Source organism: Bartonella sp. CL436QHHD (assembly GCF_042195105.1).
Classification (GTDB): domain Bacteria; phylum Pseudomonadota; class Alphaproteobacteria; order Rhizobiales; family Rhizobiaceae; genus Bartonella.
This window is the reverse complement of the sequence record NZ_JBHINR010000085.1, coordinates 36,188-57,661: the sequence shown is the minus strand read 5'-3', so window position 1 is coordinate 57,661 and position 21,474 is coordinate 36,188. Positions and strand designations below refer to the sequence as shown.

Here is a 21,474-nt window from a genome sequence, read left to right as displayed (position 1 = left end):
GAGGTCTTCCCATGATCAACGTGACCAATCGTACCAATATTAACATGCGGTTTTGTTCGTTCAAACTTGCTCTTCGCCATTGCTATTAATCTCTTGTTTTATTCCCTATTTTTGTTAGCACCTAGGGTCAGTCCTGCAAAAATGAGTCTGACCAGACTGTAAACAGCCCAATAACCACAACTCTTAGAGGCAAAACCCCACCCAATCTATAAATGGAATATCCTCCATCATACCTATTTGCCCAATCATCAACAACCATTTGGAGCGGGTAGCGGGAATCGAACCCGCATATTCAGCTTGGAAGGCTGCTGCTCTACCATTGAGCTATACCCGCATGAACCCACGTACTAACTCTCCTTCGATGAATGGTGGAGGGGGTTGGATTCGAACCAACGTAGCATACGCAACGGATTTACAGTCCGCCCCCTTTAACCACTCGGGCACCCCTCCATTACACCGATAAAGTCACGCAATGAGACATCACGACAACCATCTTGAATACCCATTCAATTCAATCTGATTGCGATGTGGTTATGACGATTACTATTGTATCTGTCAACAGAATAAATACAATTCTGTACAAATTTCCTGCTCATAATTTTAAATCATAGATTTTTTTCTCTCTATTTTTCTTATTAACACGCTATAAAGAAGCTATGAAAGAAAAAACATCACAAAATTCTCATTATGCTCGTTTGCGTCGCCGATATCGCGATACAAAAGGCTCTGCTTCTCGATCTTTTACACACCCAAAGAAGAAAGCTGCTTCTTTACAGCAAGGGATCATCCATCTTTATGGCATTCATTCTGTTCAGGCTGCTTTAGAAAACCCAAAAAGAATTTTAAAATGTCTTTACGTTACACAAAATGCCTTAAAACGATTAAATATATCCGAATCAGATTATCCTTGCTCTGTTACATTATGCACCCCCAAATATCTTGATTCGCTTGTTGGAAGTGAGGCTGTTCATCAAGGTATTGTTCTGGAAACTCTCCCCCTCAAACCATGCAAACTGTCGGAACTAACCAATACTGATCTGGTCATTGTCATGGATCAAATTACCGATCCACATAATGTTGGCGCTATTATGCGCTCTGCAGTTGCATTGAAAGCTAAAGCACTTATTACAACTTGCCGTCACTCTCCCCACGAAAGCGGTGTTCTTGCGAAAGCGGCATCTGGAGCTCTGGAAATGATTCATTATATTACCGTACGAAACCTCGCTGAAGCTCTTCAAGAACTTCATCAAACAGGTTTTACAAGCTTTGGTCTCGATTCAGAAGGTGACCAACCTCTAGAAACAGCATTAACAGGGAATAAAATTGCTCTTGTTTTAGGAGCAGAAGGTAAAGGTTTACGTAAAAAAACACGCGAAACCGTTTGCGCTTTAACACGCCTTGACATGCCTGGAAATATTAAATCATTAAATGTTTCAAATGCAGCAACAATAGCTCTTTATGTGGCACATCAATATCTTAGATTCTAGTTTTTAATTTTTTGTGAAACATCAAAAAAACCAACCAACAAAAAACCCGCAAAAAACCCGCCAATATGAGCTTCCCATGCTATTGAGATGCCATTTTCTTCAAACAAAATAGAAGAAATACCTATGATCAAATCAGTCGTCAGCCATACACTCATATAAACAAGAACCCCCTTAGAACACAGAGCTTTTTTGACAGATAATAAAGGTCCTAAAAGTTTTTCGTTCTGCGCATTGACAGCTAGATTACCACTAGGAAAACCGTAACGTGCAATAGCACCCATCATTCCAGATACGGCACCTGACGCCCCAATAAGTGATATGGTACTTTCTTGATGAAATGTAAAATAAGTCAAAACAGAAATAACTGCCGTTAACACCCAAAAAATTAAAAAACGTAAAACACCAAAATGCCTTGCTAAAGGAGAGCCAAAAACCAAAAGCCAAACCATATTAAGAGCAACATGTTTAAAACTACTATGCATAAATGAATAACTCACCATGGTATAACAAAATGCTACAGGATCCCTCTTAAACAATGCTGGTATAAATGAAAAAAACTCAAGGCTTTCAACATAAAACTGATGAGAAAAAAAATACTGAGAAATGCAATAAAGACAAAAACAAAATGCTATCAAAACAACTATAATAAATGGAACATTCAATAAAGGTTCTTTAGGTTGTTTCGGCAATCGGGAAACATCATTATGGTGGTGACTAGAAACTTTCATTGTATAAAATCTCGTATTTTTCAGAAAATGGGTTATTCTTTATACAAAAGAAATATACCACTCCCAGTGATGCAAAATCTTTTTAACGCCTCTTCGAGGCCTCTTTTAAAATTTTCAATAGCTCTACATGAAAACACGTGTATTTTATACAAAAGATTTTAAAAAACATGGATACCAAGAATATGATTTACAAACTTAATGGTATTCTGCTTACTTAAATGTGAAGTTATCATGCAATATACAAGAACTTACAAATAGACAAACTCACTTATGAGTGTGGTATATAATAAAAATATATAAACATTATTTTCTTACTAGAAATATATTGATTATTGCATTTTTTAACCAAGCTATACTTCGATTGATAAACTTTAAAGAATCTTAAATCTCAATTTTTCCATTAATATAGCCTGCATTGCTTCTACGCTTTGAACGAAAAGCGACATCTCTATGAGAAAAAATACCAATACAGCGTTCTCTAGATATAATAATTAGTGTTTCATGATGAATTACTTACTTGATAGTCTGTTTCCCTCATAAATGCAAAAGCGTCAGTTCATCTCTTTAACAAATATAAACAAGCCTTTCATTTCAACCTTTTACAGATATAATTCAAGAACTGTCTCTTATGAAACACTGAAAAAATATGTTTATTCTAATGATGCATCTTTGAATTTAAACAGTTCATGACGGAGTTTTTTATTCCTTTCTTAGACAGTCTTATTTACACATCCGTCACTTTTAACGCGCAAGAGAATAGTTTGGATCAATTCAATATAAAAAATTTTAAATGAGGTAATCATAGGAATTTGAACCTCCTATTAAGTTGTAAAATGATAAATAACCATTATAAATCAATGTATTATAAATAGATAATACACTAATCATTGAAGAGGAAGATCTTGAGAATTCTGCTTGCAATCCTTTAACCATACATCATAAATAGGATGCTCAACAGCGTTCAAACCAGGACTATCCGCAAACATCCATCCTGTAAAAATACGCCGTATTTTTTTATCTAATGTCACTTCATTGACTTCAACAAAACCTGTTGTACGCGTGGGTTCATCTTTAGAGCTCGTATAACACGCACGTGGAGTTACCTGTAATGCACCGTACTGATAAATTTTACCAAGAGTAACTTCAAAACGTGTAGTCCGCCCCGTGATTTTGTCAAGACCCGCAAAAACAGCAATTCCATTGCTAATACGTTCAGCCCGCACTCCACTATTTAAGGATAAAAACACTAAAATTCCCATTAAAAAAATATATAAAAAATGCCTCACCCCTAACAATAAAAAAAATCTCATCATATCAAAATCAATCGCACCTTAAAAAAATAATTCTTTTCATAACATAGAGTCAAATAAGACAAAAATACACACGCACATTAAAACATGTTATTTTTTAGGTGACCACGCATCATAATCTTCATGCACACAAGAACGCTCTCCATTGGAAGTGATAGCCCCCTTTGGTCGATAGTCCTCACTTGTTCCTGTCATATTTGCAACATGAGGCTTTTCCCATTCATAAGGATGATAATCCTCCTGTGTTGGTGGACACTCACAGCGATGATGAATCCAGCCGTGCCAACCTGGTGGAATAGTAGAGGCCTCAGAATAGTCTTTATAGATAACCCAACGGTGCGGATAACCATCCTTATGAAGTCCTCCTTCATAATATATATTTCCAAATTGATCTTCCCCTATCCGCTTACCTTTGCGCCATGTGAAAAAACGCGTACCAATGGTATTGCCATTCCACCATGTGAAGATTTGCTTAAAAAAACGAGCCATCTGCTATTCCATTCATTTAGTGCGCTCATGAAATTAATCGTTGGAATAAAATTATTAACGATTGAAATTATCGAAAAAGTTACTCGTAAATTCAACTACAATTCCAATTGATAGGTTAACGTGCTATCCTTTAATTTCAAGAAGATATCATATGTATGGCTTCTTCTCCACCCCATAAAAATTTAATCTATGCCAAGTTTCATCTTAACCAATTCATTAACAGCTTGGGGATTTGCCTTACCACCTGTTGCTTTCATTACCTGTCCAACAAACCAACCAGCTAAAGCAGGTTTGTGCTTTGCTTGCGCAACTTTATCAGAATTATTAGCAACGATCTCATCAACAGCTCTTTCAATAGCCTTTGTATCCGTTACCTGCTTCATATTTCGCTCTTCTACAATTTGGCGTGCATCACCCCCCTCATTCCAAATAATCTCAAAAAGATCTTTGGCAATTTTTCCAGAAATAACTCCTTCTTTTATGAGATCAATAATACTTCCCAATTGATTTGGCGATACTGGGGACTCTTCAATCTCACGATTATCTTTATTTAAAGCCCCTAAAAGGTCGTTAATCACCCAATTGGCAACTATTTTTCCATCACGCCCACGCGCTACCTCTTCAAAATAATCAGCAATAGCCTTTTCTGTCACAAGAATGGAAGCATCATACACTGTCAATCCCATTTCCTTAATAAAACGTGCTTTTATAGCGTCAGGCAATTCTGGTAAGTCCGCTGCCAAAGCATCCACAAATGCTTGATCAAATTCTAATGGTAAAAGATCAGGGTCAGGAAAATAACGATAGTCATGCGCTTCTTCCTTTGAGCGCATAGAACGCGTTTCACCTTTAGCGGCATCAAAAAGCCGAGTCTCTTGATCTATGACGCCTCCATCTTCTAAAATTGCGATCTGACGACGCGCTTCATACTCAATTGCTTGACCAATAAAGCGAATAGAATTAACATTTTTAATTTCACAGCGCGTTCCAAAATCTTCACCAGGACGACGAACAGATACATTGACATCTGCACGCATAGAACCTTCATCCATATTGCCATCGCAAGTGCCCAAATAACGAACAATCGTACGCAATTTTGTCATATAGGCTTTGGCTTCATCTGATGAGCGCATATCAGGTTTGGAAACAATTTCCATAAGAGCAACACCAGAACGATTAAGATCTACAAAAGACATCGTTGGATGTTGATCGTGCATCGATTTTCCAGCATCCTGTTCAAGATGCAACCTCTCAATTCCCACTTCAATATCCTCAAATTGGCCATTCGAATCTGGACCAACAGATATGATAATCTTTCCCTCTCCCACAATGGGATAGCGAAATTGAGAAATCTGATACCCCTGCGGTAAATCTGGATAAAAATAATTTTTGCGATCAAAAACAGACTTTAAATTAATATGCGCCTTTAATCCTAACCCCGTTCGAACCGCTTGACGAACACATTCTTGATTAAGAACAGGCAACATACCTGGCATGGCTGCATCAATAAGTGATACATGATTGTTCGGCTCTGCACCAAATTCTGTTGATGCTCCTGAAAAAAGTTTTGAATTTGATATGATTTGCGCATGAACTTCCATGCCAATGATGACTTCCCAATCACCTGTAACTCCAGAAATAAAACGCTTAGAATCAGGAGTACGCGTATCAATGATGCTCATTGCCAATCCACTACCAATATTTTAAAATATACTCATGGCTTATCTAAAACCATTCTCTCAGTGTAACCCCAGGATATAAATCTTACAACACAAGCCCGTTTCTATCGGGCTTGTTCTGTTTGCATAAATATTAAGCTTTTTTAGGAGCCTTTTTCTTAGCTGGTTTTTTCTCTGTAGACGTTTCTTTCACTGCAGACTTTTTCTTTGCCGGCTTTTCTTCAGGAACATCTGATTCGTCATATTCTTTCATCAACTCTTCAACCGTCACTTCTTTATCTGTGACTTTTATCTGTGCTAATAAATGATCAATGACCTTTTCTTCAAAAATCGGAGCACGTAGATTTTCAACAGCTTCCGGAGTCCTACGGAAAAAATCCATAATCTCTTTCTCTTGTCCAGGATACTGGCGAACCTGATCAAAAACGGCTGCTTTTAGCTCATCCTCACTAACTTTAACACCAACCTTCATTCCAATTTCAGAAAGCACCAAACCAAGACGAACACGACGCTGCGCAAGGACACGATATTCCTCCCGTGCCTTTTCTTCTGTAATACCTTCATCTTCAAAACTGCGCCCAGCCTTTTTCAAATCATCATTAACCTGAGCCCATATATTGTTAAACTCAACTTCTAAAAGTTCTTCAGGAATCTCAAAATTATAATCAGCATCTAAAGCATCAAGAATTTGACGCTTAACTTTTTGACGTGTCACTGAACCATATTGGCTTTCAATCTGCCCACGAACGACCTCACGTAAGCGATCTAGAGACTCTAAACCAACTTTTTGCGCTGCTTCATCATCAATTTTTAATTCATCTGGTTTAAAAACAGCTTTGATAGTAATGTCAAACTCTGCTTCCCGTCCCGCCAAATGTGCTGCACTGTAATTATCAGGAAATTTAACAAAAATCGTTTTTACATCCCCAGCTTTCACACCAACCAATTGCTCTTCAAAACCAGGAATAAATTGTTTTGACCCAAGAATCAGTTGTGCATCACTATCTGTCCCACCTTCAAATGGAACGCCTTCAAGCTTACCTTGATAATCTATGGTAATGCGATCACCTTCTTCAGAATTCCCCTCTTTTAGGGAATAATTACGCGTAGAAGAAAGGACGCGATTGACTTGATCATCAATATCCTGTTCAGGAATAATTGCAATTTCACGGATAACCTTAATATGTTCAAAATCTTTAATGTCAATTTTTGGTAAAACTTCATACTTTAAACTAAAAGTAAAATCAGCTTTGCCATCTAGAATTTTTTCATCTTCATCTATATCAATTTTTGGCTGCATCGCTGCACGTTCATTGCGGTCTGCTAAAATAGAACCGGGTGCATCACTGAGTATCTCATTGAGAATCTCCGCCATAAAGGATTTACCATACATTTTTCGCAAATGCCCACTAGGCACTTTACCGGGACGAAAACCATTAAGCTTGATTTTTCCCTTGGTATCATCCAATCGTTCATTCAACTTTTCTTCTAAATCTTTCGCTGGAACCACGATCTTAATTTCGCGCTTCAGTCCTTCATTAAGCGTCTCGGTAACCTGCATTAAACACCTTCATTTTTCTAAGGAGAGGGATCAACCCACTCTAATAATCATTACATTCTAACACTTCGAGTGTTACATTTACCATGAAGCGGAATTTCAGACACGTAGAAATCCGTAGCACCTAAGGGATTGCTTTGGTGCGGATGGAGGGACTCGAACCCCCACGGTCTCCCGCCAGAACCTAAATCTGGTGCGTCTACCAATTTCGCCACATCCGCTCAAACTTACAAGCTAATAACCTTATACAAGCGGCGTTTCTATACCATTAATTACAGAAAAAAAGCAAACAAATATATTAAAAAAAAACAAAATCTATGCTTTTCATACATAACTGCTTACGCTAAAAGTCAATTATGTTAAAGACATTTGATATCCCAATTCATATCATCGGTGGCGGTCTTGCGGGGTGTGAAGCGAGCTGGCAAATCGCTCAATCAGGAATTCCTGTTGTTTTGCATGAAATGCGACCCGAAAAAAAATCAGATGCCCATAAAACCGATAAATTGGCAGAACTGGTTTGTTCAAATTCGTTTCGTTGCGATGATTCATTAACAAATGCCGTAGGGCTTTTACATGCTGAAATGCGATTAGCAAAATCGTTAATTATGAAAGCTGCTGATGCCAACAAAGTTCCCGCAGGGAGTGCTCTTGCTGTTGACCGTGATGGATTTTCAAAAACCGTTACGACAGCACTCGAAAACCACCCCCTTATAACAATCAAACGTGAAGAAGTTCAAGAAATTCCTAAAGCTTGGAAACATGTTGTCATTGCAACGGGCCCCCTTACATCGCCTGCACTTGCTCAAAAATTACAAGCAATAACCGGTATAAAAGCTCTTTCTTTTTTTGATGCGATTGCACCTATTATCCATACCGACAGTATTGATATCAACATTTGTTGGTATCAATCTCGCTATGATAAAATTGGTCCTGAGGGAACGGGAAAAGATTATCTTAATTGTCCTCTCAACAAAGAACAATATGAAACATTCGTTGAAGCGTTAAAAAATGCTGAAAAAACAGAGTTTCGTGACTTTGAAAAAACGCCCTATTTTGATGGATGCCTCCCCATTGAAATTATGGCTGAGCGCGGACTTGAAACGTTAAGACATGGTCCTATGAAACCTATGGGCTTAACTAATGCCCATAACCCTACAGTTAAACCCTATGCTGTCGTTCAATTACGCCAAGATAATAAACTTGGAACGCTTTATAATATGGTCGGCTTTCAAACAAAACTGAAATATGGTGAACAAATTCGTATTTTTAGAATGATTCCCGGTCTTGAAAAAGCAGAGTTTGCGCGTCTTGGTGGTCTTCACCGCAATACCTACCTCAACTCGCCAATTATTCTTGATCAAACCCTTCGTTTAAAACAAAAAAGACAACTACGCTTTGCAGGGCAAATTACCGGATGTGAAGGTTATGTAGAATCAGCGGCAATAGGGCTTCTTGCTGGACGTTTTGCTGCTGCCGAATATCATCATATTTCCCCTTGCCTCCCCCCACAAACTACAGCATTCGGAGCCCTTTTGAATCATATTACGGGGGGACACATCATAGATGAAAAAGCAGAAACACAGTCTTTTCAGCCAATGAATATCAATTTCGGACTTTTTCCCCCTATTGCTTCTATTAAACATTCAGGGAAACGCTTACCAAGTAAAGAAAAAAAATTAGTAAAAAAACAAGCCATAACAGCGAGAGCTCTCAATGATTGTACTCAGTGGTTAGCAGATAAAGAATCAAAGAGCTCCTGTTTATAAAAAACATACGATTCGCCTCTCACCTACTGAATAGATCTTTATGACTCTCGTGAAAAAATCATTCTAAAGCCTTTTAAAGACTGTCTCCTCCAATCAATAAATACTACCTACATTTCATCATTTATTCAATTATGTAGGTGCTGTGAAATAACTTTTGGCTATAAAAAACCTTTACCGCTATCAACAATTTAATATGATTTAATGACTAAAAAAATAATCATATAAATATATTATGAATAATCAAAAAAATAGATGAAAAATACACACGTAATACTGTACTATCTTTATTAATAGTTTTTATATTACGTAATGTATATTATTTTATAAGAGTAATTTTTCTGTTTTGTAACTTCCTCCCTCAAAATTTGTGATGTTCTCTCATTTTAACTCTTGTATGATGAAGGAAAAATACTCGCTTGCATATCACAAGTGAAATAAAGATATGGAAAAAATATTTGTAGGATAGAGCTGGAGCTATCTCTCCCCTCTCAAATGCCAAGAAAAATCACAATATTGAAAACCAAATCTGAATATCAAAAGATTCTTTCATTTCAGGCTCTCTAATAAATCAATAAAATTATCCTCTTGGTGTGTCACAAGAAAGGTTGGCGTATAAGAGTAAAAGAATAAAACTATCCCTTATGCACTCGTCTCAGATATCTGGGGCTAGTCGCAACATTATAGGAACTGAGAAAATAGATAGCACGGTGGCACCAACATGCACTTTTATTAAGCGTAAATGGTGATATATAATAACTTTTATGGACTTTACAGAGTTTTCCGCCTCATATTATTTACGGATCTTGTTTTGAAATAAATACCGTAACACTTCAGCGTAATAAAAGTTAATATTACATTTTATAAGCCATACCCGTGCTCAATTAATACAGTGCAATATTTCATTGAAAATGACTAAAAACAATATATTTTAAGCTGACAGTATTTTATACAAAACTTAAAATCATTTTCAAAAATACCAGCAATACATGAAAATAAAAAGTATCGCAAAGATCTCAAAGTTTTATATGAAAAATGCGCATAACACATGTGTTAAAAAAACCCGCTTATAAATAAATCGGGTTTTTTTAATGTAGCTTAAATTATTTTTTATTAACTGCTTCTTTAAGGCTTTTTCCTGCAGAAAATTTGGGTACAGAACGTGCTGGAATATCGATTTCAGCACCAGTTGAAGGATTACGCCCCTTTGTTGCAGCACGATGAGAAACTTCAAAAGTGCCAAAACCTGGAAGACGAACATCTCCCCCTGAAGCTAAAGCTTCTGTTACAGAAGCCATAAAAGCATCAACAACAGCACCAGCTTGCGCTTTCGAAACACCTGCCTTTTCAGCAACGGAGCTAACCAATTCACTTTTATTCATAAAATATTTCCTTTCCCTATATTACCTGAACATGACTTAATCATGTTATTGGTCAGTTTATTGAAAAGTACAGCAAACAGAAGTCTTATTTTTATCCAAAACATTGTTTTTTTAGCAATAATCACAGTTATTCACGGAATTTTTCACTTTTTCCAACAAAAAACAAAATAATAACCTCAACAACGCCTTCTGCCACCTAAAAAATGCCGTTATAAATGAGATAAGTGAATCAGTGCGCAATCTGTATTCCGTCACTATCACTGCTCTCTGACCGGATTGGGACAGCCACTGTAGAGGGTTCTTTCCATTCAATAGTATCTGGAAAACGAACCAAAGCGTGTTTCAAAACTTCACTCACATGATTTACCGGAATAATTTCCATATTATTTTTGACATCATCAGGAATATCAACCAAATCTTTTGCATTTTCTTCAGGAATAAGTACTTTTTTTATCCCTCCTCGAAGAGCTGCTAAGAGTTTTTCTTTTAATCCACCAATGGGTAAAACGCGTCCACGTAAAGTAATTTCACCAGTCATTGCAATATCTTTATGCACAGCTACTCCTGTAAGGACCGACACAATTGCTGTCACCATTGCAATCCCAGCAGAGGGACCATCTTTTGGTGTCGCACCCTCTGGAACATGAACATGGATATCGCGTTTTTCAAAAAGTGGAGGCTCAATACCAAAATCAACAGCACGAGAACGCACATAAGATGCGGCCGCTGAAATGGACTCTTTCATAATATCACGTAAATTTCCAGTTACAGTCATCTTACCTTTGCCGGGCATCATAACTCCTTCAATGGTCAATAACTCTCCGCCGACTTCTGTCCACGCAAGGCCTGTCACAACACCAATTTGATTTTCGCCTTCAATCTGATTGTAATGATAACGTTTAACACCCAAGAAATCATGAATATTACTTTCTGTAACTTTTACAGATTTTTGATGCGTTTTGAGAATTTTTGTAACGGATTTGCGGGAAATTTTCATGAGTTCACGCTCAAGGTTACGAACGCCTGCCTCACGTGTGTAAAACTGAATAATTGACCTTAGTGCTCCATCAGAAATACTGAGTTCTTTTTTAGACAAACAGTGATCTTTTAGTGCCTTTGGAAAAAGATGCTGTTTAACAATTTCCATTTTCTCACATTCAGTATAACCAGCAATACGAATAATTTCCATACGATCCATTAACGGACCTGGAATATTAAGCGTATTGGCAGTTGTGATAAACATGACATCAGAAAGATCATATTCAACTTCCAAATAGTGATCAATGAACGTACCATTTTGTTCAGGATCAAGAACTTCTAATAAAGCAGATGAAGGATCGCCACGAAAATCTTGTCCCATTTTATCAATTTCATCAAGCAAGAAAAGCGGATTAGATTTTTTTGCTTTTTTCATAGACTGGATAATTTTTCCAGGCATCGAGCCAATATATGTTCGGCGATGTCCACGAATTTCTGCTTCATCTCGGACACCTCCCAATGAGATACGAACATACTCACGCCCCGTTGCCTTTGCAATAGAGCGCGCTAATGATGTTTTCCCAACACCTGGAGGACCTAACAAACAAATAATGGGGCCTTTTATCTTTGACGCGCGACTTTGTACGGCCAAATATTCAATAATTCGCTCCTTAACTTTTTCAAGACCAAAATGTTCATTATTCATGACCTTTTCAGCAAAATCTAAATTGTTTTTAATCTTAGATTTTTTCCCCCAAGGCATTGCTAATAACCAATCAAGATAGTTACGTACAACTGTCGCTTCTGCAGACATAGGAGACATATTCCGTAATTTTCTCAATTCTGCTCCAGCTTTTTCCTGCGCTTCCTTGGATAGTTTTGTATTCTTGATACGTTCTTCTAATTCAGAGAGTTCATCTCGGCTATCATCACCTGCTCCTAACTCTTTTTGAATAGCCTTCATCTGCTCATTAAGATAATATTCTCGTTGGTTTTTTTCCATTTGCCGTTTAACATGCGAACGAATACGTTTTTCAACCTGCAAAACAGAAATTTCTCCTTCCATGAAGGACAAAACACGTTCAAGACGGGCCCGCACAGGTAAGAGCTCTAATATTTCCTGCTTTTCTGCAAGTTTAATCATCAAATGAGAAGCAATTGTATCGGCAAGCTTAGAAGGATTATCAAGCTGGCCAATCGCATTCACAACTTCAGGAGAGATTTTTTTATTAAGCTTTACATAGTTTTCAAAATAAGCAATCACTGACCTTGAAAGAGCTTCAATCTCAACATCACTCTCTCTAGGTTCTTCTGTAACAGTTGCAAAAGCCTGATGATAACCTTCACTTAAAGAAAATTGACTAATTTTTGCACGTGCAGTTCCTTCAACCAAAACCTTTACAGTACCATCAGGAAGCTTTAAAAGTTGAAGAATATTAGCAAATGTACCAATATGATAAATATCCTCTGATTTTGGATCGTCATCAGAAGCATTTTTTTGTGTCACCAATAGTATTTGCTTATCAACCGCCATCGTTTCTTCAAGAGCACGAATTGATTTTTCGCGGCCCACAAAAAGTGGAACAATCATATGGGGGAAGACAACAATATCACGAAGAGGTAAAACAGCATAAACCCCATCTCTTACTTCATCTGTCTTTTCATCAATATATTGCATAACTCTCCTTTCTGGAGCCTATGAGCTACCTACAACAACCAGCTCACCTTTAGAAAACCTCAGCTCTTCACTGTACATGAAGTGGTAATTACTCATACATAAATCAAGCATTATAATGATATTATTAGAAACACCCATCAAATACCATTCATTACCACCTTTTATATTGTGCATCGCACAATGTCATGCTGATACATTTTCTTTATCTTCTGCACGTTCTGAGTAAATATAAAGAGGACGCGCTTTCCCATCAACGACATCACTCGAAATAACCACTTTTTGAACGCCTTCAAGAGCCGGTAGCTCAAACATCGTCTCAAGAAGGATCTTCTCCATAATTGAACGCAAACCACGAGCACCAGTTTTACGTTCAATTGCTTTCTTTGCAATAACACGTAAAGCATCTTCATGAAATGCTAACTCGACATTCTCCATTTCAAAAAGACGCTGATATTGCTTTACTAACGCATTTTTAGGTTGTGATAAAATTTGCATGAGGGCGTTAACATCTAAATCCTCTAAGGTAGCGACTATAGGAAGGCGTCCAATAAATTCTGGTATTAAACCAAATTTTATAAGATCTTCAGGCTCTAAATCACGAAAAATTTCACCGACACAACGCTCATCAGGAGCCTTAACGGTCGCAGAAAAACCAATAGAAGTTTTTTCACCACGCCCTGAAATAATCCGTTCTAAACCTGCAAAAGCTCCCCCACAAATGAATAAGATGTTTGTGGTGTCAACCTGAAGAAACTCTTGTTGCGGATGCTTACGTCCACCTTGAGGAGGAACAGAAGCAATCGTTCCTTCCATAATTTTTAATAACGCTTGCTGAACTCCTTCCCCCGAAACATCTCTTGTAATAGAAGGATTATCTGCTTTACGAGAAATCTTATCAACCTCATCGATATAAACTATACCACGCTGTGCACGTTCAACATTATAATCTGCTGCTTGAAGGAGCTTAAGAATAATATTTTCAACATCTTCCCCCACATAACCTGCTTCAGTCAAAGTGGTCGCATCCGCCATCGTAAAAGGTACATCAATAATACGTGCTAATGTTTGTGCGAGATAAGTTTTACCGCAGCCCGTTGGACCAACAAGAAGAATATTTGATTTTGCCAACTCAATATCATTGCTTTTAGACTGATGCGCCAACCGTTTATAATGATTATGCACAGCAACAGAAAGAACACGCTTCGCATGCTGCTGACCAATAACATAATCATCAAGAACTGTTATAATTTCCTGTGGCGTAGGAACACCATCACGCACCTTAACCCCAGAAGACTTATTTTCTTCCCGAATAATATCCATGCAAAGCTCTACACATTCATCACAGATAAATACAGTAGGCCCCGCAATGAGCTTACGCACCTCATGCTGACTCTTGCCGCAGAACGAGCAATAGAGAGTATTTTTTGATTCGTTCCCGCTATTGCTAATTTTGCTCATTTTTCTTTCCTTTCACCACGATATATGAATACTTTGCCTTTTCAAAGGAAGCTTTTCATCATGAAAACTAAAAGACATATAGAAAACCATGCATGTCTCAATATTTTTAGGTGTTTCTCTTATTTTGCGATATTTTTTATAAAACTCTTTGATTTAAAGTAGCTGTTTTTTCTATAAAAATTCTTAATCTTTTTCTTCTTTTTCAGTTTCTGCACGATATTGTATAACATCATCAACTAAGCCAAACGCTTTGGCTTCTTCTGCTGTCATAAAATGATCGCGATCGAGAGTTTTCTCTATAACCTCATAATCTTGCCCCGTATGTTGGACATAAATTTCATTTAAACGCCGTTTCATCTTTATAATATCTTGCGCATGTCGCTCAATATCTGAAGCTTGACCTTGAAAACCTCCAGATGGTTGATGCACCATAATGCGTGCGTTTGGCAATGTAAAACGATGACCTTTTGCTCCAGCTGTTAACAATAAAGACCCCATAGATGCCGCTTGCCCCATGCAAAGCGTAGAAACAGGAGGGCGAATAAACTGCATAGTATCATAAATAGCCATACCAGATGTTACGACACCACCTGGAGAATTAATATAAAGACTAATTTCTTTTTTAGGATTTTCCGCTTCTAAGAAAAGCAATTGTGCACAAACAAGCATTGCCATACCATCTTCAACAGGACCATTAATAAAAATAATCCGCTCCTTTAAAAGACGGGAAAAAATATCATAGGCCCGCTCACCACGATTGGTTTGTTCAATAACCATAGGAACAAGGCTTAATGCTGTTTTCATTGGATCACTCATATTTTTACTTTCCGTTCATATAACAACCGCTCTTTACACATTCAATGTTTTTATCCATATGCTAACATTACTCTCTTGTGCAAGCTACAATCAAGAGATGTATAAGATAGATTAAAATCTCAATAGTTAAAATAGCAATAATAACTCTACCTAAACAAATGATGAACATCAGGAATGCGAGATACCGCCCAATGGTAAAAACTTCCTTCCTGAGGTCTTTTCGTGGTCTTTGTCTTTCTGTGAATATGAAAGCCTATCAAGCGTGAATCTGTAAGCGGCTTTACGCCAAAAGCTGGTTCAAAAATACGTTCAGTTTTTCGCCCAGTCCAATAATAAAAAGTTTCCTTTTCCCTTGCTTCATGAAAAAAACCATATCGTTTTGCTAATCGTGAAATACCATCATTGCCAAATATTGTAACGCCAAGATTTCCCGGTAAAATCGGCATTTTTTTCCTCTTTAACCAGAACGGTCTCCAAACACGACGCTTAAACCCAAGCCAATGAGGAATAATTTCTGTGCCTGCCCAATAATCTTCAAATATTTTTATAATAGGGTTATTGGGCGGAAAATAAAGTGCAGAAACGCCTACTCTTGTATTATTTTCTCTTGCCAACCAAACCTTATCGGCATCTGGATGAAATTGTTTAACAAGGTAAACATCTGTATCTAACCAAACACCTTGTTGATATTTCATCAGCATAACACGAAAAAAATCCGAGAACTGAACAATTGTACACCCTAGTTTATCATCAGAAAAATCGGGATCAAGGCGATAAATTGCTGAGCGTGGTAAAATTGATTCGGCTTCATGCAGCTCAACACCAGCAGGGAGATTATCTATTTTTTTATCATAACTAAAAAGCTTAACGCGCTGTCCAGTTTTAACCATTGAAGACAAACAAAGCCTATCCACCAATCTTAATTGTCCACTATACCAAAAAGTACAAATATCCATAGATAATACATCAAAAATATTCTAAACTTACGCGAAAGAGTTGTTCAACATCACGAACCCTATCAGCAAGAGCAAAAATCACTATTCTATCACCAGACAAAATACGCGTATCTGCCGAAAGCTGTATTATTGTCTTATTGCGATAAATTGCACCAATTCTCAAACCATCTGATAAATTGAGCTCTGATAATGACTTACCAACTAATGAAGATGTTTGCATCACTTCAGCTTCAATAATTTCTGCTCGGCCATTAAAAACTGAATGAACAGAACGAATACGCCCACGGCGCATTTGTTGCAAAATTCTCGATATTGTAACGCTATGGGGATTAAGATATGCATCCACACCAACAGCACGACTAAATTCTTGATAGGCAACATTATTAATCAATACCATATTGGCTTTGCAGCCCAATCTTTTAGCAATAATAGCGCTTAAGAGATTAACCTGATCTTGATTGGTCAATGTAATCATTAAATCGGACTGATCAATTCCCGCATCTTGAAGAATCACTGGATCTAACACGTTACCGTATAAGACTGTCGTTTTTTCAAGCTGATCAGCAATTGTAAGAGCTCTTTCTCTATGCGATTCTATAATCTTCAATTTTAATTTATGGAAACGCTTTTCAATCGCCTGTGCAACATAAAGGCCAATGTGACCACCCCCTGCAATAATCATGCGGTGTGCATCTTGTTCTTTATGACCAAAAAGCCCAACAGCACGACGCATCTGTTCACGAGAAACAACAAGATAGGTTATATCACCAACGCGTAATTGCGTTTCTGAATGTGCAACCAATAATTCCGCGCCACGTTTAATAGCGGTAACCGTCGTATGAAGATCTGGAAAAAGCTCTGTTAATTGACGCAAAGGTGTATTAATAACTGGACAATCTTCCATACATTCCAAGGCTAGCGCAACAATATCATCATTACAAAAATAAAGAACATCTATTGCACCAGGTAAAGCAATACGGCGCAAAACCATTTCCCCAACTTCAACTTCTGGCGAAATAACCACATCAATGGGAATATTCTCTCTGGAAAAAAGCGTCTTATAACGTGGCTCTAAATAAGATTGTGAGCGAATACGAGCAATTTTTGTGGGCACATTAAATAATGAATGTGCTACTTGGCAAGCTACCATATTGACTTCATCAAACAAAGTAACAGCAATCAACATATCAGCTTTGTCTGCATCTGCTGCCAAAAGAACTTCAGGCCGTGAACCGTGACCAACAAAACCTCTCACATCCAATGTATCGCGAATCTTTTCAATTAATCTCGTTTCGATATCAATAACGGTAACATCATGATTTTCAGCAGCAAGACGCTCTGCTATCCCATAACCAACCTGTCCTGCTCCGCAAATAATAACACGCATCGCTTAAGAAACTCCAAGCGCTTTAAGTTTACGGTGCAAAGCTGAACGCTCCATGCCTATAAATTCAGCAGTACGTGATATATTTCCACCCAAACGCCCAATCTGCGCCACTAAATATCTCTTTTCAAACAATTCTCGAGCTTCACGTAACGGCAAATCCATTATACTTTCATCTGAATCCATTTGAAGGCGTGGCAAAGAATCACTTACTTCACTGGGAAGAAAGTCCGCTGTTATAGGACCATCACCATCCCGCACAAGAATAAGAAGACGCTCAATATTATTACGTAATTGCCGCACATTACCCGGCCAAGCGTGCGTTTGCAAAATAGCAATCACATCATCACTGATTGCACGCGGTTTAATCCCAACCTGCTGTGATATTGTTTTTACAAAATGATGTACAAGTTCTGGAATATCTTCACGACGCGCTGAAAGGGGAGGAACAACAATAGGAACAACGGAAAGACGGTGAAAAAGATCCTCCCTAAAGCGCCCATCAGAAATGAGGTTTTCAAGATTTTGCGCTGTCGAAGAAATGATACGGACATCCACCTTAACACGTTTTGTGCCGCCAATTCTCTCAAATGTTTGCCCCGTTAAAACCCGAAGAATCTTCCCTTGAGTCTCACGTGGCATGTCAGCAATTTCATCAAGATATAAGATACCGCCATGAGCTTCCTCTAAGGCACCGATTTTACGCTCTCTTCCCTCCATTTCGCTGCCAAACAGCTCTATTTCCATTCTTTCCGGAGTAATCGTTGCAGCATTTATTGTAACAAATGGCCCATTCGAACGCGTTGAGAGCGCATGAATAGTTCGTGCAACAGTCTCTTTTCCTGCCCCTGAAGGACCTGTTATCATGATGCGACTATTGGTTGGTGCTACTTTTTCTATGATTTGACGCAAATTTTTTATAACTGTCGATTTTCCGAGCAACTCTAATGTCTCGTTCGAACGCTTTCGTAATTCTAAAAGCTCACGTTTTAAATTTGAATTTTCAAGTGTTCTCTCTGCAACCAATACAAGTCTATCAGCTTTAAAAGGTTTTTCAATGAAATCATATGCCCCTCGCTTTATAGCGGAAACAGCCGTCTCAATATTACCATGACCAGAGATCATAACGACCGGAAGAGCCGGATATTGTGTTTTAATTTCATCAAGCAGTGCTAAACCATCGAGACGACTACCCTGTAGCCAAATATCCAAAAAAATGAGCTTTGGAATACGCTCACTAATTTGAGCCAATGCTTCATCAGAGTTACAAGCAACGCGCGTTTCATAACCTTCATCCTCTAAAATACCAGCAACAAGCTCACGAATATCTGCTTCATCATCAACAATCAAGATATCTGATACCATACTATTCCCCTATCTTATGATTTATGGCTTGTATAATATTACCCTGCTTACCCCCATCCGCAGGAAATATCAAACGGATCATCGCACCACGACCTTCATAAAAACTCTCCGGTGCATCATGAAGCTCCATGAAACCACCGTGATCTTCAATAACTTTGCGCACAATGGCTAACCCCAGTCCTGTTCCTTTTTCCCGCGTTGTTATATAGGGTTCTAATAACTTTTGTCTTTGCTCTTTAGGAAGTCCTTTCCCGTTATCAACAACATCCACAACCACCCATTCTTTCTGTCGATAAGAACGGACAAGAATATGACCGTGAATATTTTCCTCTCGCATAACTGAATCTATGGATTCGCTCGCGTTTTTGATAACATTGCAGAAAGCCTGTACAATGAGACGGTTATCAAATGCACCCATAAGTGGTAGAGTTCCTAAATCTTGCTCAAAATGAATATCATGTCGCGTCACCTCTATCAAGAAACATGCTTCGCGCAACAATTCTCGTATATCTAAAATATGCATTTTGGGTTTGGGCATACGTGCAAAAGAGGAAAACTCATCAACCATACGCCCAATATCTCCAACCTGCCGAATAATCGTGTCAATACACCGCTCAAAAACCTCTCTATCTTGTGTAATAGCTTTGTTATAACGTTTACGAATGCGTTCAGCGGATAACTGAATAGGTGTAAGAGGATTTTTAATTTCGTGCGCAATACGCCGCGCAATATCCGCCCACGCCGCTGTACGTTGCGCTGCAACAAGGTCAGTAATATCATCAATTGTTAGAACCCAAGATTGCCCCTGTCCATCATCCTCCTCCATCGTAACTTGAACATTACAGACACGCTCTTTTCCTGCAACGTTTAAAGTGACCTGTTCACGATGGTTTTTACGATCTAATGAACGCACAAACTGAAAAACCTGCCAAATTTCAGCGCTTAAAGATAAAAGACTTTGTCCAACAACGTGCTCAGAGCGAATATCAAACATCGCTTCAATAGACCGATTGATAATGGTGATATCACCATTATCATCTATACCTGCTACTCCCGCTGTTACACCCGATAACACAGCTTCAGAAAAACGCCGTCTTTCATCAATTTGATCACGCACTGCAATCAACTCATTACGCCGACTTTTCAATTCACTGACCATGTAATTAAAAGTTTTGGATAATTGCCCAATATCTCCATCTTTTGCTCGTACTGGCACGAAAATTTCCATATTTCCAGAAGCAACATCATCGGCAGCACTAATGAGAAGACGAATAGGACGCACTAAACGATCAGCAACAGCAATAGCAGCCCAAATAGCTGATAAGAATAAACTAAAAAAAAGACACAAATAAAGCATACCAAATGCAATCTGTGTCAGCAGGCGATTTTCATTTAAATCACGATAACGATCTGTATTAACTTCTGTCAAACGCAAAGCAGATAAAACACCTTTATCAACGTCACGCACCAAATATAAAAATGTGTTTGGAATGTTGGTAAATTTTAAAATAATACCAAAATAATCATGAACGCCTGGTTGAAAAGAAAAAGGTCTCGCACTGGTTGCACGTTCAATAAGATGAGAAGGAGGAATTGGCAGTTTATCTTCATCACCAAGAGCACTCGATACAAAAATAGCTCCGCTAGAACTTAACAAAAATGCACCACGCAAATTGCGTCCTATAGCATGACGCGTCAATTGCATCCTATATTCAGCTGGATTACGTTCTAAGAGTTTTTTGTTATCAAGTGCAAATGCCATCGCGTAGGATAAATTTTTTAAATTTTGAAGCATTTCATCTGCATAAGCATTTGCTAAATCAATAGAAGAGCCCACAATTTGCCGCGTTGTTGTATCAAACCATCGATCAAGTCCCAAATTTAGTGCTGGACCCGATACAAGAGCTACAGCAACAGCTGGCATTGTCGCAACAAGTGCAAACAATGAAATAAGACGCACATGAAGACGCGATCCTGCACGCCTTGAACGCCAAGCACGAATGATCGGAATCATCTCATAAAAAACGATGACAATAAGCCCTAAAACCCAAAAACTATTAATCCCTATAAGAATAAGGGTTACTGTTCTACTGGGAACAACAGGAGTTAATCCAATAAGAATAATAAACGAAACAGAGGCCGTAAGTAAAGCCAATACAATAATTGTAATCCCTAAAAAAATATATACCTTACTTAAACGATACAACTCATCGTTATAAGTATTTTTATCTATGTCTTGAAGATTCGTCACAGATGTTATATTCGTCATGAGCTTACATACCCTTATCCCATTATTCTCATATAACCTTTTGTAGCAAAAATTGACAATACTAATACTACATTTAAAATAGGGCAAATATAGTCAATGAGGAAAAGCTTCTATATTTTGCAAAATATCTTTAAAATAGACTGTGTTCGACGATACTTTACGAAGGAAATG

The 21,474-nt window shown here is 37.9% G+C and carries 15 protein-coding genes, 3 tRNA genes and 1 pseudogene; 2 read left to right on the top strand and 17 right to left on the bottom strand.

The window, feature by feature from the left end:
• The 3 genes and pseudogenes from ACFIKN_RS09340 to ACFIKN_RS09330 all read right to left on the bottom strand — a co-directional run.
• Window positions 1-80: pseudogene (locus ACFIKN_RS09340) on the bottom strand (elongation factor Tu); the annotation flags it as partial.
• Between the two features lie 180 nt (window positions 81-260).
• Window positions 261-334: transfer RNA gene (locus ACFIKN_RS09335), tRNA-Gly, on the bottom strand.
• A 32-nt stretch (window positions 335-366) separates the two neighbouring features.
• Window positions 367-450 (bottom strand) — tRNA-Tyr (locus ACFIKN_RS09330).
• A gap of 206 nt (window positions 451-656) precedes the next feature.
• On the opposite strand from ACFIKN_RS09330, the gene ACFIKN_RS09325 reads away from it, so the two are divergent.
• Window positions 657-1,487 (top strand): TrmH family RNA methyltransferase, encoded by an 831-nt coding sequence (locus ACFIKN_RS09325; RefSeq protein ID WP_375658311.1) that lies wholly within the window; start codon window positions 657-659, stop codon window positions 1,485-1,487.
• Here the strand turns inward: ACFIKN_RS09325 and ACFIKN_RS09320 are convergent.
• From ACFIKN_RS09320 to ACFIKN_RS09295, 6 genes are all read right to left on the bottom strand, one after another.
• Complete coding sequence (locus ACFIKN_RS09320; RefSeq protein WP_375658310.1) at window positions 1,484-2,215, bottom strand: rhomboid family intramembrane serine protease; 732 nt, start codon at window positions 2,213-2,215, stop codon at window positions 1,484-1,486. The genes ACFIKN_RS09325 and ACFIKN_RS09320 overlap by 4 nt on opposite strands.
• Before the next feature lie 884 nt (window positions 2,216-3,099).
• Window positions 3,100-3,525, bottom strand: a complete 426-nt coding sequence (locus ACFIKN_RS09315; protein WP_375631374.1) for a DUF2155 domain-containing protein — start codon at window positions 3,523-3,525, stop codon at window positions 3,100-3,102.
• Window positions 3,526-3,615: 90 nt separating this feature from the next.
• Window positions 3,616-4,014 carry an NADH:ubiquinone oxidoreductase subunit NDUFA12 gene (locus ACFIKN_RS09310; protein ID WP_012755018.1) on the bottom strand — a complete coding sequence of 133 codons (399 nt, stop codon included), beginning with the start codon at window positions 4,012-4,014 and terminating at the stop codon, window positions 3,616-3,618.
• Window positions 4,015-4,196: 182 nt separating this feature from the next.
• Window positions 4,197-5,696, bottom strand: coding sequence for an Asp-tRNA(Asn)/Glu-tRNA(Gln) amidotransferase subunit GatB (gene gatB, locus ACFIKN_RS09305; RefSeq protein WP_375658309.1), 1,500 nt, complete (start codon window positions 5,694-5,696; stop codon window positions 4,197-4,199).
• 130 nt (window positions 5,697-5,826) lie between these two features.
• Entirely contained in the window at window positions 5,827-7,254 is a 1,428-nt protein-coding gene (gene tig, locus ACFIKN_RS09300; protein WP_375658308.1) for a trigger factor, read from the bottom strand.
• Window positions 7,255-7,389: 135 nt separating this feature from the next.
• Window positions 7,390-7,472, bottom strand: a tRNA-Leu gene (locus ACFIKN_RS09295).
• Window positions 7,473-7,607: 135 nt separating this feature from the next.
• Between ACFIKN_RS09295 and trmFO the strand changes: the two genes are divergently transcribed.
• Window positions 7,608-9,020 carry a methylenetetrahydrofolate--tRNA-(uracil(54)-C(5))-methyltransferase (FADH(2)-oxidizing) TrmFO gene (gene trmFO, locus ACFIKN_RS09290; RefSeq protein WP_273791159.1) on the top strand — a complete coding sequence of 471 codons (1,413 nt, stop codon included), beginning with the start codon at window positions 7,608-7,610 and terminating at the stop codon, window positions 9,018-9,020.
• A 1,100-nt stretch (window positions 9,021-10,120) separates the two neighbouring features.
• Here trmFO and ACFIKN_RS09285 read toward each other — a convergent pair.
• The 8 genes from ACFIKN_RS09285 to ACFIKN_RS09250 form a co-directional block, all read right to left on the bottom strand.
• The gene (locus ACFIKN_RS09285) at window positions 10,121-10,399 is read right to left on the bottom strand and encodes an HU family DNA-binding protein (RefSeq protein WP_273791158.1); all 279 of its coding nucleotides are present in this window, start codon (window positions 10,397-10,399) and stop codon (window positions 10,121-10,123) included.
• A 229-nt stretch (window positions 10,400-10,628) separates the two neighbouring features.
• Window positions 10,629-13,055: an endopeptidase La gene (gene lon / locus ACFIKN_RS09280; RefSeq protein ID WP_375658307.1), complete on the bottom strand. Its 2,427-nt coding sequence runs from the start codon at window positions 13,053-13,055 to the stop codon at window positions 10,629-10,631.
• A 183-nt stretch (window positions 13,056-13,238) separates the two neighbouring features.
• On the bottom strand, window positions 13,239-14,513 hold the full coding sequence (gene clpX / locus ACFIKN_RS09275; protein ID WP_273723371.1) for an ATP-dependent Clp protease ATP-binding subunit ClpX: 1,275 nt from the start codon (window positions 14,511-14,513) through the stop codon (window positions 13,239-13,241).
• 183 nt (window positions 14,514-14,696) lie between these two features.
• Complete coding sequence (clpP, locus tag ACFIKN_RS09270) at window positions 14,697-15,329, bottom strand: ATP-dependent Clp endopeptidase proteolytic subunit ClpP (protein WP_273791156.1); 633 nt, start codon at window positions 15,327-15,329, stop codon at window positions 14,697-14,699.
• Window positions 15,330-15,475: 146 nt separating this feature from the next.
• The gene (locus ACFIKN_RS09265) at window positions 15,476-16,285 is read right to left on the bottom strand and encodes a hypothetical protein (protein WP_273791155.1); all 810 of its coding nucleotides are present in this window, start codon (window positions 16,283-16,285) and stop codon (window positions 15,476-15,478) included.
• 10 nt (window positions 16,286-16,295) lie between these two features.
• Window positions 16,296-17,672, bottom strand: a complete 1,377-nt coding sequence (trkA, locus tag ACFIKN_RS09260; protein WP_273791154.1) for a Trk system potassium transporter TrkA — start codon at window positions 17,670-17,672, stop codon at window positions 16,296-16,298.
• Between the two features lie 3 nt (window positions 17,673-17,675).
• Window positions 17,676-19,034 (bottom strand): sigma-54 dependent transcriptional regulator, encoded by a 1,359-nt coding sequence (locus tag ACFIKN_RS09255; protein WP_273791153.1) that lies wholly within the window; start codon window positions 19,032-19,034, stop codon window positions 17,676-17,678.
• A gap of 1 nt (window position 19,035) precedes the next feature.
• Entirely contained in the window at window positions 19,036-21,303 is a 2,268-nt protein-coding gene (locus ACFIKN_RS09250; RefSeq protein ID WP_273791152.1) for a PAS domain-containing sensor histidine kinase, read from the bottom strand.
• Between the last annotated feature and the right edge of the window lie 171 nt (window positions 21,304-21,474).